General features: G+C 39.2%; 11 protein-coding genes and 1 pseudogene. 9 read left to right on the plus strand and 3 right to left on the minus strand.

Going from position 1 to position 21,180, the window contains the following annotated elements; translation table 11 throughout:
* Positions 1 to 34: 34 nt before the first annotated feature.
* From rpmI to MCO_RS02205, 9 genes are all read left to right on the plus strand, one after another.
* Positions 35 to 238, plus strand: a complete 204-nt coding sequence (gene rpmI, locus MCO_RS02165; protein ID WP_007552328.1) for a 50S ribosomal protein L35 — start codon at positions 35 to 37, stop codon at positions 236 to 238.
* Between the two features lie 33 nt (positions 239 to 271).
* Positions 272 to 673, plus strand: a complete 402-nt coding sequence (rplT, locus tag MCO_RS02170; protein ID WP_007552329.1) for a 50S ribosomal protein L20 — start codon at positions 272 to 274, stop codon at positions 671 to 673.
* A 94-nt stretch (positions 674 to 767) separates the two neighbouring features.
* On the plus strand, positions 768 to 1,841 hold the full coding sequence (pheS, locus tag MCO_RS02175; RefSeq protein WP_007552330.1) for a phenylalanine--tRNA ligase subunit alpha: 1,074 nt from the start codon (positions 768 to 770) through the stop codon (positions 1,839 to 1,841).
* Positions 1,842 to 1,883: 42 nt separating this feature from the next.
* The gene (gene pheT, locus MCO_RS02180) at positions 1,884 to 4,298 is read left to right on the plus strand and encodes a phenylalanine--tRNA ligase subunit beta (protein ID WP_007552331.1); all 2,415 of its coding nucleotides are present in this window, start codon (positions 1,884 to 1,886) and stop codon (positions 4,296 to 4,298) included.
* A 270-nt stretch (positions 4,299 to 4,568) separates the two neighbouring features.
* A complete protein-coding gene (locus MCO_RS02185) occupies positions 4,569 to 5,477 on the plus strand; it encodes a metal ABC transporter substrate-binding protein (RefSeq protein WP_007552332.1) in 909 nt (302 codons plus the stop codon).
* Positions 5,474 to 6,304 (plus strand): manganese/iron ABC transporter ATP-binding protein, encoded by an 831-nt coding sequence (locus tag MCO_RS02190; RefSeq protein ID WP_007552333.1) that lies wholly within the window; start codon positions 5,474 to 5,476, stop codon positions 6,302 to 6,304. The genes MCO_RS02185 and MCO_RS02190 overlap by 4 nt, the downstream gene beginning before the upstream one ends.
* The gene (locus MCO_RS02195) at positions 6,301 to 7,167 is read left to right on the plus strand and encodes a metal ABC transporter permease (protein WP_007552334.1); all 867 of its coding nucleotides are present in this window, start codon (positions 6,301 to 6,303) and stop codon (positions 7,165 to 7,167) included. The genes MCO_RS02190 and MCO_RS02195 overlap by 4 nt, the downstream gene beginning before the upstream one ends.
* Positions 7,164 to 8,069 carry a metal ABC transporter permease gene (locus tag MCO_RS02200; RefSeq protein ID WP_007552335.1) on the plus strand — a complete coding sequence of 302 codons (906 nt, stop codon included), beginning with the start codon at positions 7,164 to 7,166 and terminating at the stop codon, positions 8,067 to 8,069. Before MCO_RS02195 ends, MCO_RS02200 begins: the two co-directional genes overlap by 4 nt.
* Before the next feature lie 397 nt (positions 8,070 to 8,466).
* The gene (locus MCO_RS02205; protein ID WP_007552337.1) at positions 8,467 to 8,853 is read left to right on the plus strand and encodes a YbaN family protein; all 387 of its coding nucleotides are present in this window, start codon (positions 8,467 to 8,469) and stop codon (positions 8,851 to 8,853) included.
* 385 nt (positions 8,854 to 9,238) lie between these two features.
* Here the strand turns inward: MCO_RS02205 and pncB are convergent, their stop codons facing one another.
* From pncB to rpsA, 3 genes and pseudogenes are all read right to left on the minus strand, one after another.
* Positions 9,239 to 10,543 (minus strand): nicotinate phosphoribosyltransferase, encoded by a 1,305-nt coding sequence (gene pncB / locus MCO_RS02210; protein ID WP_007552339.1) that lies wholly within the window; start codon positions 10,541 to 10,543, stop codon positions 9,239 to 9,241.
* A 122-nt stretch (positions 10,544 to 10,665) separates the two neighbouring features.
* Positions 10,666 to 19,242: a GH36-type glycosyl hydrolase domain-containing protein gene (locus tag MCO_RS02215; protein ID WP_007552340.1), complete on the minus strand. Its 8,577-nt coding sequence runs from the start codon at positions 19,240 to 19,242 to the stop codon at positions 10,666 to 10,668.
* A gap of 235 nt (positions 19,243 to 19,477) precedes the next feature.
* A pseudogene (gene rpsA, locus MCO_RS02220) lies at positions 19,478 to 21,177 on the minus strand (30S ribosomal protein S1).
* Between the last annotated feature and the right edge of the window lie 3 nt (positions 21,178 to 21,180).

The raw sequence follows: 21,180 nt of genomic DNA on the forward strand, positions 1-21,180 counted from the left end.
CACTTGAATAAATAAAATTGTATGGAGTAGCAAAATGCCCAAGATGAAGACCAAGTCGTCCGCTAAGAAGCGGTTTAAAATCACTGCGTCAGGCAAAGTTAAAGTAACAGCTGCTGGCAAACGTCACGGCATGATTAAGCGTTCAAATAAATTTATTCGTGATGCCCGTGGAACGATGGTTTTGAGCGAACAAGATGCTAAAAAAGTCATTCAGTATTATTTGCCAAATGGTGTTTAAACTTTACGCTTTTGATTTTTAGGAGATTATTACATGGCACGTGTAAAAAGGGGTGCGACAGCGCATGCTAAGCACAAAAAAGTTCTGAAACAGGCTGAAGGTTTTTACGGCCGGCGCAAAAATACTATTCGTGCAGCTAAAGCAGCGGTTGATCGTTCAAAGCAGTACGCTTATCGTGATCGCAAGAATAGAAAACGTACTTTCCGTGCTTTGTGGATTCAGAGAATTAATGCCGCTGTTCGTGCAGAAGGTTTAACTTATGCGCGCTTTATTGATGGTTTATCAAAGGCTGGTGTTGAGGTTGATCGTAAAGTTCTTTCAGATATAGCAGTTCACGAAGCAGAAGCTTTTTCTACTTTAGTAGTTTGTGCAAAGAAGGCTTTGGAATATTTAAAAGACACGACGCCTAATGCTTTTGAAGGCGCTGTCAAGTAAGCCAGTCGTGTTCTCTTAAAGCATTCATTTATTCAGGGTCCCGTACTGGTTTTTACGAGTGCGGGTTTTTTTTATTAAAAAAATAGGCAAAAAGATGAGCGATGTTGAGCATCTGGAACAAGAAATTTGTTTAGCTTTAGAAGCAGCGGATAATGAACAGGCACTTGAAGCAGTGCGTATTGCGGCGTTAGGCAAAAAAGGGAGCATCTCTGAAAAATTAAAAACATTAGGAAAGATGAGCGCTGAAGAACGCCATAAAATGGGGCCAGCTCTTAATGGGTTAAAAAATCGTGTTTTAGAGTTATGGATGCAAAGGCGTGATCTTCTTAAGAGACAAGCAATGGATGCTCGCCTTTCTAGCGAAACGGTTGATGTAACCTTACCTGTTCGTTCTTCACCTATAGAACGGGGGCGTATCCATCCTATCTCACAGGTGATTGAAGAAATTATAGCTATTTACACAAATATGGGTTTTTCACTTGCAGAAGGACCAGATATTGAAACAGATTATTACAATTTTACGGCATTGAATTTTCCTGAAGGACATCCAGCACGCGAAATGCATGATACTTTCTTTTTTGATGTCGGTAAAACAGGAGAGCGCAAATTATTGCGCACCCATACATCACCCGTGCAAATTCGTACGATGGAAAAACAAAAAGCACCCATACGTATCATTATTCCTGGAAAAACTTACCGTATGGATTCAGATGCAACTCATTCACCAATGTTTCATCAAGTAGAAGGTCTTGTGATTGATAAAACCTCTAACATTGCACATATGATGTGGCTTCATGAGACTTTTTGTAAAGCTTTTTTTGAAGTTTCATCTGTGAAGATGCGTTTTCGTCCCTCTTTTTTTCCTTTTACGGAACCATCTATGGAAGTGGATATCCAGTGTGATCGTTCTGGTTCAGAAGTAAAATTCGGTGAAGGACAGGATTGGCTGGAAATTTTGGGATGTGGAATGGTTCATCCTCATGTATTAAAGAATGTTGGTTTAGATCCCGATGAATATCAGGGATTTGCGTGGGGAATGGGCATTGATCGCATTGCCATGTTGAAATACGGTATGCCTGATTTGCGAGCTTTTTTTGATGCTGATCTGCGTTGGCTAGATCATTATGGCTTTCGTTGCTTTGATATGCCTGCTTTTTTCCTGCTTTAAATAATGTGTGATCTTATCATAGCTTTGATGTGAGGTTTTAAAATGAAATTGACATTGTCTTGGTTGAAAGATCACTTAGAGACAGATGCATCTTTGAATGAAATTTGCGATAAACTAACCGCTATCGGTCTTGAGGTTGATCATGTTGATGACCGTTCTTCTTTAAAAGGTTTTGTGATTGCAAAAGTTTTAACAGCAACAAAACATCCTGACGCAGATAAATTACAGATTTTATCAGTAGACACGGGGTCTGGTATGCCTATGCAAATTGTTTGTGGGGCGCCAAATGCACGTGCTGGACTTGTTGGTGTTCTTGCATTGCCAGGCACTTATGTGCCAGGACTTGATGTGACCTTGTCTGTAGGAAAAATTCGCGGGGTTAAAAGTTTTGGGATGATGTGTTCACAAGCAGAGCTTGAATTATCAAGTGAGCATGATGGGATTATCGAACTTCCAGAGGATGCACCTATAGGAGGTTCATTCGTTGCTTATGCAGGTTTAGATGATCCAGTCATTGATATTGGTTTGACTCCCAATCGTTCTGATTGCACGGGTGTTCGTGGTATCGCGCGTGATTTAGCTGCTGCTGGAATTGGGCGATTAAAAGAATTATCGTTGCCACAATTTGATGCTTCTTTTGAAACACCGCTTCATGTTTCTTTAGAGTTTTCGCAAGGCTTATTGCTATGTTCAGGTTTTGCTTGGCGTGAAATACGCAATGTTCAAAATGGTGCGTCACCACAATGGATGCAGCAGCGTTTGAGTGCAATTGGTTTGAGACCTATTAATGCGTTGGTTGATATGACCAATTACATAAGCTTTGATCTTGGTCGTCCGCTTCATGTTTTTGATGCGGATAAGATTAAAGGGAATTTGAGTGTGCGTTGTGGTCGTGAAGGTGAACAACTTCAAGCACTTAATGGAAAAGTCTATGATTTGGGTGTCAAAGATTGTGTCATTGCAGATGAAGAGGGAGTTGTTTCGATTGCCGGTATTATGGGTGGTGAAAGAACGAGCTGTGATGAGAAGACCTGTCGCGTTATCATTGAGTCGGCGCTTTGGGATTCAAAGAGTATTGCGCAGACGGGACGTGCATTAGGGCTTATCAGTGATGCGCGTTATCGGTTTGAGCGGGGTGTTGATCCGGCTTTTATGGAAACAGGGCTTGAGATTGCAACAGAATTAGCCTTACACCTTTGTGGTGGTGAGGTATCCAAGACGAAGGTCATTGGTTATCAGCAACCAGAAACCAAACAAATCGCCTTTCCTTTTTCTGAAATGAAGCGTTTGACAAACTTAGAAATAGAGCGTGAACAAGCCATTACTATTTTGATGCAGCTTGGATTTCGTATTGAAGGGAAAGGAAATGTAGTTACCATTAAAGTACCAACATGGCGTCCTGATATTGCTGATAAAGCTGATTTAGTAGAAGAGGTAATGAGAATTTATGGGTTGGATAAAATTAAACCTATTCCGTTAGCAGATTTTACAGTGGGAAAAGGTTCAGTTTTGACAAATGCACAGGTTCATTCACGTATTGCGCGTTTAGCTTTAGCATATCGTGGCATGAAGGAAGCCGTGACGTGGTCTTTTATTTCTGAAAGTCAGGCTTTTGCTTTTGGTGGTGGTCAAGAACAGCTTAAATTAGTAAATCCTATTTCTGCTGATATGTCGGTGATGCGTCCTTCTCTTTTACCTAGTTTGCTGATGGCAGCACAGCGAAATGCTGATCATGGTTTTCCAGATCTTGCTTTGTTTGAGGTTTCCAGCATCTATGAAGGTGATACACCTGATAAACAGCAATGTGTTGCTGGTGGAATTCGTCGAGGAACAGAACGATTTGAAGGGGCAGGGCGTTTTTGGCACGGTAATGCTGCAACAGTTGATGTTTTTGATGCCAAAGCCGATGCAATGGCTGTTTTAGAAGCGTGCGGTATGGATATAGGCAAGATTCAAATTGAAGTTGGAGCACCTAATTGGTATCATCCTGGTCGTTCAGGGGTTATGAAGCTTGGATCAAAGATTATTCTTGGTTTTTTTGGTGTTTTTCATCCTGTCACATTGGAAAAGTTAGATGTAAGTGGTCCTGTCTGTGGTTTTGAAATTTTTCTTGATAAGATCCCAGATTCAAAGAAAAAGGTAACCAAAAGTCGTTCTCCATTGAAACTATCACCTTTTCAAATGGTGCGGCGTGATTTTGCATTTGTTGTTGATAAAACGGTTTCCTCCTCTCTTATCGTACGTGCTGCAAGTGGAGCGAATAAAAAACTTATTCATTCAGTGCAGGTTTTTGATCTTTTTGAAGATTCAAGCCTTGGTAAAGATAAAAAATCTGTTGCGATTGAAGTCACTATTCAACCCATTGAACGGACTTTAACGGATGAAGATCTAGAAGAGCTTGCTTTGAAAGTGGTGGAAAATGTCACTAAGGTAACAGGTGCATGTTTACGCTGTTAGTTTTCTTCTCTTCTATCAGATTATTTTATAAAGAGTAAGCACTCAAAAGCGCTCCCTTATTTTTCTGGCATTCATTGTTTATGAAGTTTCTTGAAAGAAATTTTCCATACAAAGCAGATTTTCTTTAAATCATCAGTTTTTTTAAGTGTGAAAGAATGTTTTTAAACAACTTGAAAAGTTATTTTTTGTCAGAATCCTTCATTGCAAATGTCAAGGATAACTGTTATTCATAAATGATAATGCAAATTATTAGCAATAAAGAGAGGCTCAATGAACGTAAAAATACTTTTTACCATATTGTGGGGGAGTGTTGTTTTTTTTACACCCAATTTCGCTTTTAGCGCTGACAAATTTAAAGCTGTTACGACATTCACGATCATTGCTGATATGGCGCGCAATGTAGCAGGTGATGCAGCTGATGTTGAATCAATCACCAAACCAGGTGCTGAAATTCACGAATATCAACCTACCCCTCGTGATCTTATGCGGGCGCAAGATGCAAATCTTGTGTTGTGGAATGGGTTAGAATTGGAACTTTGGTTTGAAAAGTTTTTTCAAAATATCAAGGATGTTCCAAGTGTTGTTGTTTCAAAAGGCATTGTGCCGATTAAAATTGGTGAGGGGCCTTTCAGTGGTAAGCCAAACCCTCATGCGTGGATGTCGCCAACCTCTGCTTTGATTTACGTCGATAATATTCGCGACGCTTTTGTAAAGCACGATCCCGAGAATGCTGCTATTTATAAAGAAAATGCCGAAATTTATAAGCAGAAGATTCGCGCAACGATTGATCCAATCAAGGCTGAATTGGAATTAGTACCGCAAGACAAGCGTTGGCTTGTAACGAGTGAGGGCGCATTTAGCTATTTGGCACGTGATTTTGATCTGAAAGAACTCTATCTATGGCCAATTAATGCTGATCAGCAAGGAACGCCACAGCAAGTTAAGCATGTTATTGATATGGTTCGCAAACACAATATACAAGCAGTTTTTTCTGAGAGCACTATTTCCCCTGCGCCTGCTAAACAGGTTGCGAGAGAGACAGGGGCTAAATACGGCGGTGTTTTGTATGTTGATTCTCTGAGTGAAAAAAATGGTGAGGTACCAACCTATATTGATTTATTACGTGTCACAAGTGGGCGTATTAGCAATGCCTTATTAGATGGGGTAAAGGGTCAATGACAGAATCTGGAATATTTGCTCAAGAGGTAACAGTCACTTATCGTAATGGACATACAGCTTTGCGCGACGTGAATTTTGAGAGTCCAACAGGTTCCATTACAGCGTTGATTGGCGTTAATGGATCAGGTAAGTCAACATTATTTAAAGCTATTATGGGTTTTGTACGACCATCCAAAGGAAAAATTCGCATTTTTGGTTTGCCTGTTGATACGGCTTTAAAACAAAATCTTATTGCTTATGTTCCTCAGAGTGAAGATGTTGATTGGAATTTTCCTGTTCTCGTTGAAGATGTTGTTTTGATGGGGCGGTATGGTCACATGAATTTTTTTCGTTATGCACGGGAACGGGATTATGAAGCTGTCCGTATCGCATTAGAACGCGTCGATATGTTAGCATTTGCCAAACGTCAAATTGGTGAACTTTCTGGTGGGCAGAAAAAGCGTGTTTTTTTGGCGCGTGCCCTTGCGCAGCAGGCAAAAGCTATTTTGTTAGATGAACCGTTTACAGGGGTTGATGTCACAACGGAAGACAAAATTATTGCTTTGTTACAAGACCTGCGTGAAGAAGGAGCTGTGATATTAGTTTCTACCCATAATTTAGGTTCTGTTCGTGAATTTTGTGATCACACTGTTTTAGTAAAGGGAACAGTTTTGGCTTCTGGATTAACTGAAACTGTCTTTACAAAGGAAAATCTTGAGAAGACTTTTGGTGGTGCTTTACACCATCATATTTTTAATCTTCAAGATGCAAAAAAAAATAATATTTTCACGTCGGGAAAACAATCTGTAGTTCTCGAAAATATTGAAAAAGTGGAGCACGTTGCATGATATCTTGGTTGCTTGAACCGCTAAGTTACCAATATATGGTTAACGCAATGTGGGTTTCTGGATTAGTTGGGTGTGTTTGTGCCTTTCTTTCTGCTTTTTTGATGTTAAAAGGTTGGTCACTGATTGGTGATGCACTTTCTCATTCGATTGTTCCTGGAGTAGCAGGAGCTTACCTTTTAGGACTACCTTTTTCTCTTGGTGCTTTTTTTTCTGGTGGGCTTGCTGCGGCAGCGATGCTCTTTTTTAATCACCGGACAAAGCTGAAAGAAGATACTATTATTGGTCTCATTTTTTCTTCCTTTTTTGCTTTTGGCTTGTTTCTTAAATCATTAAAACCAATGGCAGTTAATATTGATACGATCGTTTTGGGAAATATTTTAGCTGTCAGCTCATCAGATATTATACAATTGGCTTTTATTGGTTTTTTTTCTTTGCTTATATTGCTTGTGAAATGGAAGGATCTCCTTGTTTCTTTATTCGATGAGACTCACGCGCGTGCTATTGGATTAAACGTAAAATTTTTAAAGATTCTCTTTTTTACATTGCTTGCCGCTTGTACTGTTGCTGCCATGCAAACAGTTGGGGCGTTTTTGGTTATTTGTCTTGTGGTGACGCCTGGAGCAACAGCTTATCTTTTAAGTGACCGTTTTGTGAACGTTTTGATTATTGCAGTTATAATTGGGACATTCACAAGTGTATTAGGTGTTTATGTGAGTTATTTTTTGAATGCGCAAACGGGTGGTGTTGTTGTACTTTTTCAAGCATTTCTGTTTATTTTAGCTTTTATTTTTGCTCCTAAACATGGTTTTATTGCTGCGCGCCTACGTATAAATGCGGCAAAAAAAGGTGTGATGTTATCATGATTGATCAATTGCTACTTCCTTTTCAGTTTTCTTTTATGCTTAAAGGCATGCTTATTGTCATAATCCTTTCTGTTCCAATGGCGATGCTTTCTTGTTTTCTTATTTTGAAAGGATGGGCGCTTTTAGGAGATGCAATTTCTCATGCAGTTTTTCCAGGTGTCGTTGCGGGTTATATGGCAACACCGTGGATGATAACATTTTTGTCTTCTTTGCCATTTGCTTGGTTTCAGCATGTACGTCCAGAGAATGTTACAATGACCTTGATTACTTGTGGTGCTTTTGTTGCAGGTATGGTTTGTACTCTTACAACAGGTTTCTTAGGAAGAAATAGCCGCATCAAACAGGATACTGTGATGGGTGTTGTTTTTTCATCAATGTTTGGTTTGGGGCTTGTTTTGGCAACGGCTATTTATAGTAGCTTAGATTTGAATCATATTCTATTTGGTAATCTCTTGGGTGTTAACTGGCTTGATATTACCCAAACAGCGATAATTTCTGCTATTGTCACTTGTATTCTAGGGGCAAAATGGCGCGATTTTATGCTATATATTTTCGATTCAGTTCAAGGTCGTGCAATGGGGTTGCGAATATCAGTACTCCACTATACTCTTTTAACAATGATTTCTCTCACGATTGTTGCAGCTTTGAAGGCTGTTGGAATTGTTCTCGTTATTTCTTTACTGATAGCACCTGGAGCAATAGCTTATCTTATCACAAAGCGTTTTTCTTTTATGTTGGTGATCTCTATACTTGTTGCGGCTTTTTCTGGTTTTTTAGGAGTTTATCTAAGCTTATTTTTTGGTTCTGATTCTGCTTCCACGATTGTGTTGATTTTAACTTTGATTTTTATCACTATTTTTATGTCGACCTTTTTTCGCCGAGTTACAGTTCAGGAAATTTAAGTGTAACAAAGTCTGTGCATAGCAGATATGCGTTTTTGTCTATTGTCTCTCAAGCTTGTTTTAACTAAAAAACGTGCTGCTAGGTCGTTTTCCTCCTAATGTCTAGCAGATGGATGCAGTATGTATTCTCCCCCCAACACTGCATTTATAATTAAGAGGCTGCATTGATTTATTCTGCAGCCTTTTTATTTTTTATTTCTTAACAATTTATTTTGCTTTCTTGAAACTTTTGAAATGATTATCATATTGCGTAAGTTGCTCTATGCCTTGATAAGGAGTTATCATCGAGAAATACGCTTATAAATGAAATGGTATTGAGAAGTGATTATATACCAAGGCATGTAAAAAGCAGAGAAAATATATGATGACTTTTCGTAGAGGAAAATGGTGCTAGAAGATGAAAAAAGATTTTACTACATCTCACTCTTTGCGCATTTTCACGTCTATAGTGGGTTGGGTAATGGTTATATTGGGTATCATCGGCATAGTGCTCCCTATTATGCCAACTGTCCCCTTTTTATTAGTTGCTTCATGGTGTTTTGCGCGTTCATCACCACGTTTTCATCATTGGTTGAATAATCACCGCGTTTTCGGTCCGCCTATTAAGCAATGGGAAGAAAAGAAAGCTATTCCACCATTTGTTAAAGTTTTTGCGGTGGTGAGTATGGTGGGAGGCTTTTTATCATTTTTGGTGATGCTACATCCTGCTTGGTGGTTTGCTTTATTAGTGGCGGCTGTTTTATTGTTGATTGCCATTTATATTGTGACGCGTCCATCTTCATAATGACAGATAATGAAAGGCTTTATGAATCAAATTTTCTTTTTATCTTTGCTGGTGCGTTAGAGTTATTGCCAGAGACTTTCTATCCTCAAATTTAGGGTTAAAGTTTCCATATCAAGGATGTATATGAGATAATAAGCCTTATAGAGGATTCATGAGACAGAATAATATATTCATGAAACAATTTTATGAACAGAGAGGACTATGTGCGAACACCTTAATAAAGTATGCTCGTAAAATCACTTTGATAAGCAATTATAGATTACATTCACAGAGTAATACTACGCTATTTTGTTAATGCGAAAAGAGTCCGCATCAGCAAAGTGGTATCCATCAGCAATCGATTTTATAGCCGTTTGTCTTTAATTTTATACAAATAAGCTTATAATTAAATTTTTATAGGTGTAGCTACATGTTTTTCATTACCAAAAAAATTAAGATAACGTTCTACTTCTTGCGGATTACCGATGGTTTTTTCAGGATTATCTGAGAGTTTTACGGCTGGTCGACCATTGACATGAGTGGCTTTACAAACAAGGGGAAGAGCATCAAAGGTTGCAATTTCTTGGGGTGCACAGTCTGCAAAATCATTGGTAAGATCTGTTCCCCATCCAAAAATCATACGCACTCTCCCATGGAAATGATGATAGGTTTTTTCAATTGTATTGACATCAAGGGCATCAGAAAAAATCAATAACTTTTCACGTGGATCTTTCCCTTTTTCTTTCCACCATTGGATAATGCGTTCGCTACCTTCAACAGGTGGAGCACTGTCAGGTCTGAAACCCGTCCAATCCGCGACCCAATCTGGTGCATTGCGTAAAAATGCTTCTGTACCAAAGGTATCAGGCAAAACAATGAGAAGATTTCCACCATAATAACGGTTCCAATCTTGCAAAACTTTATAAGGTGCTTTACACAATTCGTTATCATTATTAGCGAGAGCAGCAATGACCATGGGCAATTCATGTGCATTGGTTCCAAGGGCTTCTAAATCTGTATCCATGGCAAGAAGAACATTGGAAGTCCCCGTAAAAGAATTGCCAATACCTTCTTTTAATGCTTCAACGCACCAGCGTTGCCATAGAAAAGAATGACGACGCCTTGTACCAAAGTCAGATATTTTAATATCAGGCAATTTTTTGAGACGTTCAACTTTACTCCATATTTTTGCTTTAGCACGTGCATAAAGTATATCAAGAGCAAAACGATCTAGTTTTTTCATAGCAGCACGTGAACGTAATTCACTGATAATAGCAAGTGCGGGGATTTCCCACATGGAGCTATGGGACCACAAACCATGAAAATGGAGGATATATTGGCCATCTTTGCGGATAAGTTCATACTCTGGTAGTTGAAAGTTCTCAAGCCAATGAAGAAAATCTGGCTCGAAAATTTGTTTACGTCCATAAAATGTATTACCAGCAAGCCAGATCATTTCTTTTTTTGTAAAGCGCAAACCGAGGGCGTGATCAAGTTGAGCACGCAACTCACCCTCATCAATATCATCGGCAAGACGTATTGTTTTGGTACGATTTATGAGGGAGAAAGTAACATTGACATTGGGATAAAGCCCCCAAATCATCTGTACCATAAGAAGTTTATAAAAATCCGTATCCAAAAGTGAACGAATGATAGGATCAAGCTTCCAAGTATGATTATAAACACGTCTCGCAATATCTGGATGATTCATAACCCTCTTTCTTTCAGTATTGTAGAATCTAAAGTTACTATACATCAACACGACCAATATAGGAATGGTAACAATTCTATAGTTTTGGGCAAGAATAAAAAATTCTCTTCACTTTTCTATTTTTAAGATTTAACAGTACGTATAATTTCATGTTTTCCTGTTTTTTTTAACTTTATTTCTGCATGAACATTAGCATATTTTTTATCATTAACACTGAGCGTATTTTCAGATCCCCATTTTACTTTAATGGTATAAACAGCATCATGAAATTTCATTTTTACTTCATATTCTGGCCATAAGGAAGGTAAATTAGGACGTAAAAATAATAGATTAGCTTTACGATTAATCCCAAGAATGCTTTGTATCGCGGCACGGTAGAACCAGCCTGCTGAGCCTGTATACCATGTCCAACCACCTTGTCCACGATGTGGTTGGGTAGCGTAAATATCTGCGGACATAACATAAGGTTCAACACGATAAGTTTCAGGATTTTGCCCATGAGTAATGGGATTGATCATAGAGAACAAATTATAGGCTTTGTCTCTTTCACCCATTTCAGCAAGCGCTAAAATGCTCCAAATAGCTCCATGTGTGTATTGACCACCATTTTCTCGTATTCCAGGAGGATAGCCTTTAATATAACCAGGTTCGAGAATACTTCTATTAAAAGGTGGCCAGAAAAGACGTATAAGGCCGCCGTCTTCATCACACAGATGTTCAAGCATGGATGCCATTGCTTGTTTTTGACGTTCAAGAGATGCCATTTGAGAAATGACAGCCCAAGATTGAGCAATAGTATCAATTTGGCATTCATCATTCATTTTAGAGCCAAGAGGGGTCCCATCATCAAAATAACCTCGTCGATACCAAGCACCATCCCAACAGTGGTCTTCTAGAGCGTTCGTCAAACGTTCAAGGTGTGTACTCCATGCTTGCATATGGTTGTTATCACCACGGATTTTAGCAAGGGGGATGAATTCTTGTAGTGTGGTTCCAAGAAACCACCCTAACCAAGTGCTTTCGCCTTTTCCTTCAATGCCTACTAAATTCATGCCATCATTCCAATCACCGCCGAGAATAAGAGGAAGTCCATGTTGTCCACAGCGCTTGATGGCAAGATCTAAAGCTAAAGCACAATGTTCATAAACCGTTGCAATTTTTGAGGATTGTGTGGGTTGAAAATAAGCATCATGTTGTCCATCGTTGAGAGCAGCTCCTTCAATGAAAGCGATTGGAGTATCGAGAAATGCGTAGTCACCAGTCGTGTTGACATAAAGAGCTGTTCCATAAGCAAGCCAGACGATATCATCAGAAATATGTGTGCGAACACCTGCATTTGTGTGAGGGAACCACCAATGCTGTACATCTCCTTCAAGAAATTGATGCGCCGCAGCATTTAACAATTGTTCACGTGCTAGGTTCGATTCTAGCAATAACAAAGACAAGCTATCTTGCAATTGGTCGCGAAAGCCAAATGCACCACTGGCTTGATAAAAAGCTGCGCGCGCCATCATGCGACAAGCGTAGATTTGATAAGGGAGCCAATGATTGACCATAATATCAAAAGAGGGATCAGGTGTTTTTACTTGGAGGGGAGAAACAAAATCGCTCCATTGTTGTTTTTGTTGTGTGAGCAGAATTTCAAAATCACGCGCATGTATTTTGTCTAGTAATTTTTCAGCCTCTTGTCTATTTTCCGCGCTGCCAAGATAGAAAGTGATTTCTTTCGTTTGCCCTGGGAGAAGATCAATATCATAAGCTAATGCTGAACAAGGATCACATCCTGTTTCAACTGTATTTGAAAGGGCTCCAGCTTTACGGATTGCGTGAGGATGTATAACTGTTCCTGTTGAACCGATAAACTCAGCGCGATTGGTGGTGGAGCTAGATGGTATTTCGGATGCGGATAAAAACGCTACGTGTTGAGATTTTTCAATATGATAAGGATTTTGAATAAAATGTGCACCACGTTTGGAATCATAAGAGGCGAGGATAAAGGGTGCATATTTTGTACGGACATTGCCCAACACCCATTCAACATAATTGTAAAGACGCAAATATCGTGGTTTTTTTCCCTCATTTTTAAGGATGAGACGTGAAAGGCGAACAGATTTTTCTTGATCAAGTGTGTGGGTAAGTTCTAATTTGATTTCTGAATGTGTGGATTTAAAGGTTGAGAATCCAAAACCATGGCAAGCTTCATAGATAACATTTTCATCACATTCAACAGCAGAAACGGGTGAGAAACGTTTTAAAGATAAGCGGTCTACCAAGTAAATTGCTTCCCCTGGACGGTTAGAAATGGGATCATTACTCCAAGGGGTTAATTGATAATCGCGGCTATTGTTTGCCCAAGTAAAAAGTGCACCTTCAGCAGAAACGTGGAAACCAAAATTGTGGTTAGAAATAACATTAATCCATGGATGTGGTGTGGTGGTGTGTCCATGAAGACGTATCACATAATAGTTATGCTGGTCAAACCCGCCATAACCATTCCAATATTGTAGGTCTTGTCCATCAACAGAGAGAATAGAATCTTTTTGATAACTGATAAGACCAATGGAAGCAAAAAGGCTTTGTTTAGTTTGTATCGAAACTTGTTTTCTCTCGTTGCACTTTTTGTAGTTTAATTGATAATGGGATTCTTGATGGCTATTATGGATTGCCAGATCAAGATCACTCCCATCAAGTCGCTTGAGTTGTTCAGACAAAGAGCCATTTTGGGCATCAAAAATGATGCGTGCTGATGCAAGAAGTGTCTTAAGGCTCTGTTCATTCATTTGATTACGTTGAAGCGTGAAAATATGTTGGCGTTCATCTGTGTTATACGTGTGGTGGCGATAAGATTCGCATACCCATTCAACAGCACGTTGCGTATCTTGTATATAAGAACATGCCTGTTCATTGAGAATGACCAGATCAACAATAAGCCCGCGCATGCACCAATATTCATGTGCTTTAAGCAGTTCGCGCAAGACAGTTATGTCTCCCTTATTATCTAATCTAAGAAGACAGATAGGGTAGTCTCCTGAAAGAGACATTGGCCAAAGATCAGATTGTTTACCAAGAGTTTTCGCTAATATTTTTGGAGAAAGACCCCATTTGGGGTTGGGATAGATAAGCGGTGTTGCATATTTTTGATATGTAATAGCTTCTCTAAGATTGATGTTACTCTGATACAGCGAGACTTGTGAACGTGTCCATGCCATTGAAAATTCTTGCTGGAATATATTAGGTTGTCGATAATGATGAATATGATTGTGCAGTGCTTCTTTTGTATTGGCAGCAAAAGTCCAAAAAATAAGTTCTGCTTTTTCATGTGCTGGGATTTTTATATGGCATCGGAGAGAGATGATTGGATCAAGAACACAACCTTGACTATTGTTAAAACGGGCGTTTTGATCAAATGCAGCAGGTCGATGAATGGATCGCCCACGACCAATAAATAGGGAGCGATCAGTTTCAGCTTCTGTTTCTTGGATAGTACCTGTTGTATCTGTAACAAAATGGGCAATATGAATCTCAGGGTCACTGGGCGAACGTTTACGTCTTTTTGCAAAAATTGTTCTTCGTTCCTCAGTAATTTCCGTTTCTATAAACATCCGAGAAAAAACAGGATGGGCGCAGTCCGTATCCATTGTTGCAAGTGCTAGTTCGCCATAAGAGGTTACTTCAATAAGGCGATCTTCGTTTGTTATATTCATAAGTTGAATACGTCTGCCCTCGCCGCATCCTTCAGATGTAACAAGACATTCAAGTGTTGATTTGATACCATCAACCATTTTTGTGTATTCAGCTTTCTCATCTGAAAAAATGCAAATCGCTTCTTCTTCAACAACGCGTGTTGGTTCACTGGTAACAGACCACCAACGTCCACTATATGTATCACGGAGGAAAAATAAAGTGCCTTGTTGATCTTCTGTAGCATCAGGAATAAAGCGCGTAATTGCATAATTGTGCCAACGGCTGTAACCAGAACCATTGGCTGTCAACATTATAGAGTAAAAACCATTGGATAAGAGCAAAGTTGTACGTGGTTTGAGCAGCGGGTTAGTGATGATACGCAAAGGGACGTCATCAAATTCCCGAGGGTTACTGCGCATGTGTTTCATAACTTTGGTATGAATAATGGGAATTTGATGCGGAGCTTTTTCCTGTAATAATAATTGTACAGCTTCAATGATTGGATCACGGTGAAAACGATCACGCATCCGCCCTTGAAAAATAACATTGTTAATAGCAAGAATGGACATACCATGATGGTGCGCATAATAATTACGCACAACAGCGTATTTTTTTCCTGTTTGCACGCGTGAAGGGGTGAAGTCAACAGAGTCATAATAACCGTATGTACCTAAAGCACCAAGATCACGCAGCCGTTTTAAATTAGTTACAGCTTGGCGAGGCACGTATTGTGCTGCTAAAAGGCTAGCGTAGGGGGCAATAACAGCATTGCGTGAGAGACCACGTTGGAGTCCGAGGTTTGGATCACCAAAATTAGCATATTGGTAATTCATTAAGTGATCGCGAGCATTAAACGCAGCCTCTGAAATACCCCAAGGTAATCTCCGTTTATGGGCATATTGTATTTGATGACGAATAATAAGCCTATTAGTTTGCTCTAAAAGAGACCCCAAAGGTTCGCACATAACGAGAGACGGCATGAGATATTCGAACATGGAACCAGACCATGATAAGAGCGCTCCCTTCCAACCAATGGGGACGAGGAGTCGGCCAAGATGGAACCAATGTTTAATTTTTATATCGCCTTTCGCAATGGCAAAAAGGCTTGCGAGGCGTGCTTCTGAAGCCAGCAGGTCATAACAACTTTCATCGAGTTCGTTTTCCTGAACACGATATCCAATGGACAAAAGATGCCTTTTAGATTGTTCTAAAAAGTCAAATTTCATATCAAAGGCTATTTGTCGTGACTTTACAGCTAAAGCGTTTAATGTTTTACGTAGTTTTTCGCTGTTATAGTTACCAGTAGCGTCATGATGATGGGCTTCACAGGTTTCTACGAGACATTTAGCCCAAGAGAGTGCACGAGCGGATTCTGTTGTTTGGATTTTTTGATCGAGCTCTTCTATTAAGGATAAAATATTAAGGGCTGAGAGAGAAAGGTTAGTGGTATGGAAAGTAGTCGTATCTGGTTTTTTGCTGAAAACATTGATAGAGCGGTGAAAATTGGTGATGTGTTCTTCGATTCGTTGACGTAAGGAATGTGAAATATATCGATTATCTGAAATCTCTTTGACAGTTTCTTCAAGAATAGCATTAACATCACGTAAGCCTGCTCGATCACTTTGAAAAAAAATATGAGGTTTTTCAAACCATTCACTCAAGGCTGAAGAGAGTGTCACCAAATGGCCAGCAAGATTTCCTGAATCAACCGTTGATACATAAATTGGCAAGAGAGGTTTGAGTGTATCCGTTTCATACCAATTGTAGAAATGACCACGGAATTTTTCCATTTTTTCAAGAGAGCTTAATGTGCATTCAACTCGTGTAATAGCCTCTGCAAAACTAATCCAACCAAAATCACGAGCAGCGATAATAGAAAGCAAATAAACACCAATATTGGTAGGGGATGTACGCCGGGCAACAAGAGGTTCTGGATCTTCTTGAAAATTATCAGGTGGTAGATAATTGTTTTCTGCATTAACAAAGGTTGCATAATAGAGCCATGTCCGTCGTGCAATGCATCGCAGTGTCTTGTTATCCTCTGAAGATATATGAAGAGTATCTTCAAATGTTGAGGGTCGGCTGACAATCCATGCAATCAAGGGTGAAAAAAACCATGCGAGTCCAAAGGGTAAAGCAATAAAGCTTGTAAGATTATGAAAGGAGAAAGGCACTGCTATGGCAAGAATACCAATGAGCGACGTGGGCCACATTGTAAGGATATAGAAACCCAAACTATTAGGCATTGTTTTGATTGAGGTTGAGGTTTTCCATTCAAGGAGGTGCTGTTTTGAAATCCCCATACGATAAAGTGTGCGAACAATTGCATCAGTCATAAAATAAGCAGAATGAGCAATAAACGTGGTTCTAAGAAATATATTTGTTAGCGTAAAGATACTTTTGTTCAAAATTAATTGAAGATATTCGCGCAAAGAATAATCAATATTGGAGGGAACAAAAGTTCGTAATACGCCTAAAATTGGTGAGACGAAGAGGCTAAGTAGCAAGAATGTTTGCCAAATAATTGCTATTTTAAACGGTAAAAGAGACCATCCTGTAACTGCTGCGATCAACCACATAAGTGGTGTAAGAGAACGGCGCAGATTATCTTGCATTTTCCAACGCGTAATGGAGCTAATTTTATGGGGGGGCAAGAGATAAGGCAAGAGTTGCCAATCACCGCGAATCCAGCGGTGATGACGCGCAACATCAACATTATAAGCTGTTGGATAATCTTCAATCACTTCTACGTTACTTACTAATGCAGTGCGTGCATATCCTCCTTCCAAGAGGTCGTGACTAAGGACAGTATTTTCTTTAATTTTATCCTTAAGCGCTTGTTGAAATGCATCAATATTATAAAGACCTTTGCCAATGAAAGTTCCTTCTCCCAAAAGATCTTGATAAGTGTCAGAAACAGCAAAGACATAAGGATCAATACCACGATTTGTAGAAAAAAACCGTTGTAGAACTGATGTTGCTTTTTCTGTTGTAAGAGAAGGTGTAATACGCGGTTGCAAAATGCTATAACCTTTTACAACTTTTCCATTGTGTGGATCAAAAATGGGATAGTTGAGCGGATGGTTAAGTTTTCCAACGAGTTTTGTAACACTGTCAGGGGTGAGACGTGTATCTGAATCTAGGCTCATCACAAAACGACAATCCATGGGAAGGTGTGGATTGGAGGGGTAAAAGCTTGTGTTTTTATCACCTCTTAATAGCAGATTAAGTTCATGAAGTTTACCACGCTTGCGTTCCCATCCCATCCAGCATTTTTCGCTAGTATTATAAAGGCGCCGGCGGTGTAAAAGGAAAAAGAGGGGAATATCATCACGATGATAACGGTGATTGAGTTTATCAATACTCCTTTGTGCATAGTGCAATAAATCAAGATCATCTTGCGTTTGTTCGAAGGAAGAATCTATCCAATCTGTGATGAGTGCAAAGTGGATGGCACCTTTTGAATTGGAAAGGTAGTGTATTTCAAGATTGCGCACCTGTTCATCAATATAATCGCATGATGTGATGAGAGTAGGAACGACGACCATTGTACGTGCATGTTTGGGAATACCTTCTTTATATTCATAACCAATGAGCTGTTTTGATGGGATAAACCATGAAACAAAAGTGTTAAAGAAAGCAAAAGCTGCATCCATAGCAGGAAAAAGCGCCAATGCGGTAAAGAGAAATGTTATCCATGGTGTTGTGCCAGATGTCTTTAAAAAAGCGTAGACAATAAATAAAAGAGCGAAGGTTAAAAGAGAAACAGGAATTGCAATAATTTTTATTTTTGAACAATAAAGAACTTTGGTCCATTTTATGAAAAGGGGTGGGGTGTATCCACAAGCCTTTTCAAGAATATGTCGTCCTTCATCGACGAGATACCAGCCAACGGAGGGATTATTATAATGAAAGGACTCTTTAGAGGAAAAAGATGCCATTTCTACAGCTTTGCGTGCAACTTCCAGCTCATTGAGAGGTGAAAAGCGCGCAATTTTCTCAATTACTTGCCGATAGATATTGCGTGAGTGAGGATCAATTTCGGAAAAATCACTGTTTTCATGCAAAATAGAGTCTACAGAACTAACTGTTTCAAACCATATTGTCCAATCAATACCATCAATGGCTTTAAGGGAACGGACAATGTTGCCCATGGTTACACCATCTGAAGCTTGTCTGGTATGTTCATTGGTTGTTGCAATTTCTAAGCTACTGTTTTGGTTCTGTAGTTGCTTTTCAAGCCAGGTGAGTGCTGTTGTTGAATCGATAGATGCACCACGTAAACGGTAGAATAAATGCGCTGAAAAGGTTGAATCGGCAGTGAATGGTTTATATTGCGTAAAAAGAGAGTGTAATTTTGTTTCATTGTCTGCGAGAGAAATTTTATCAGCTACTTTATGCGCGAGATGACGCATATACCGTGTTTGTTCAATACGTAATGAAAGACGACGAACATTCTCAATCAACAGCATTTGCATAACAGAAGGGAGTGCCCATAACTCACCAATTTTAAGGGCGCAAATTTTTTGGAATCCCTTGATTATAGCTGTGAGTGTTTCTTGTGAAAATTCGCTATCTGTGTGAGCAATATAAAGCCAAGCTAAAGCAAAAATACGTGGTATGTCTGCCTTTTGTTTATAAAGGGGAAGTTTCTTGATGAAGGACTTGGATAAGTCACGGCGCAGTTGTTGTATAGTTTTGTCAATGGTATAATGATTATCAATGAGCCATTGAGCAGAGGGTGCAATAGTTTCATCATTACGAGCGGCAACATCGCTGGTATGAAAGGCGTGGAGAATGAGTTTGGCATTTTCCTTCAACCTTTTGTGAAAATTATTTTCTCCTTTATATTCAGGAAACGAGATTTCTCTTTTCGAAGCTATATCATAGCCTAATTTATAAAGTTCATTCTGCGGTTTATAAGTTGAGCGAATAGGAAAGTTAGTTTCAGTAAGATAGAGATGTTCTGTTTGTTGAGAGAAAAAACATTTCATGAAAGATATTGTGCGTGCCATAATATTCTTTGTTATTCAATTACGCGGTTTCTTTATGTTTAATAGGCTGTGAACACTTTATCTTAATAATGAGCAGTTCAAAGAAAAAAAACGAATTTTTTGCTTTTCTTTGAGAGTATTTGCTATTTTTTAAGCCTACAATTTAAGAAATAAACAGACAATTTCTTTGAAAAACAAAAAAGGTCGCCGAAAACAGGCGACCTTAATTTTAACAACTGTTTAAATGTTTTAATAATTAATCTTGTTCTTGTTTTTTCAAAGCTGCACCAAGAATATCGCCAAGAGAAGCGCCTGAATCTGTTGACCCATATTGAGCAACAGCTTCCTTTTCTTCTGCAATTTCTAAAGCTTTTATAGAAACTGAAAGCTTACGTGTTTTTTATCGAATACGGTGATGCGGGCATCAAATCTCTGACCAATTGCGAAACGTTCAGGGCGCTGCTCATCACGATCACGAGCCAAGTCAGCACGACGAATGGTTGTTTCAAGATTGTGGTCAATTAATTTTACATCAACGCCATTATCATTCACTGCAGTAACTTCACATGTCACCACAGCACCTTTGCGAAGTTCACCAGAGGCCGCTGCTTCTCCAACTTTATCGCTGGAAAGTTGTTTAATTCCAAGAGAAATACGTTCTTTTTCAACATCAACATCAAGGACCACCGCTTTAACGATATCACCTTTATTGTAAGTATCAATGACTTGTTCACCAGGACGATTCCAATCAAGATCAGAGAGATGAACCATACCGTCAACATCACCTTCAAGGCCAATAAAGAGGCCAAACTCTGTTTTATTTTTAACCTCTCCTTCAATCTGCGAGTTAACAGGAAATTTATTGGCAAAAGCAACCCATGGATTTTCAAATGTTTGCTTCAAGCCAAGAGAAATACGACGTTTAGATGGATCAATTTCAAGAACAACTACTTCTACTTCTTGTGATGTGGAGAGAAGTTTTCCTGGGTGGATATTTTTCTTTGTCCAACTCATTTCGGAAACATGGATTAATCCTTCGATTCCTGGCTCGATTTCAACAAAACCACCGTAATCAGTAATGTTGGTAACAGCACCAGTAATTTTTTTACCAACCGGATATCGAGCGCTGATGCTTTCCCAAGGATCACTTTCAAGCTGTTTCATGCCAAGAGAGATACGGTGTGTATCTTGATTGATGCGAATGATTTGGACTTTAATCGTTTGACCAATTGTCAGAACTTCAGAGGGATGGTTAACACGCCGCCATGCCATATCGGTGACGTGTAAGAGACCATCAATTCCACCAAGATCAACAAAGGCACCATAATCGGTAATATTTTTAACAACACCTTCAACGATTTGGTTTTCTTCGAGATTTTGAACAATTTCTGAACGTTGCTCTGCGCGACTTTCCTCTAAAACGGTACGACGTGAGACAACAATATTACCACGACGACGATCCATTTTTAAAATTTCAAAGGATTGAGAATTATGCATGAGAGGTGAAACATCACGAATGGGGCGAATATCAACTTGGCTACGAGGCAAGAAAGCAACAGCACCATCGAGATCAACTGTAAATCCTCCTTTTACTTGGCTAAAGATCACTCCATCGACGCGTGCACCGGCATTGAATTTTTCTTCCAAACGAATCCAGCTCTCTTCACGCCGTGCTTTTTCACGCGATAAAATAGCTTCACCCATCGCATTTTCAATGCGCTCAATATAAACTTCAACTTCATCACCAACTTGTAAAGAACCGTCTTTTCCTTTAGCTCCAAATTCTTTGAGTGGAATACGTCCTTCGACTTTAAGTCCAGCATCAATAATGGCCATATCTTTTTCGATTGCAATGACACGGCCTTTAACAACGGATCCTTCATTAAGATCATTGGTTTGAAAGGATTCCATTAAAAGAGCTTCGAAATCCGCTGTTGTAGGATTGTATTGTGACATAAG

This window comes from Bartonella sp. DB5-6 (assembly GCF_000278115.1).
Lineage (GTDB): Bacteria > Pseudomonadota > Alphaproteobacteria > Rhizobiales > Rhizobiaceae > Bartonella > Bartonella refiksaydamii.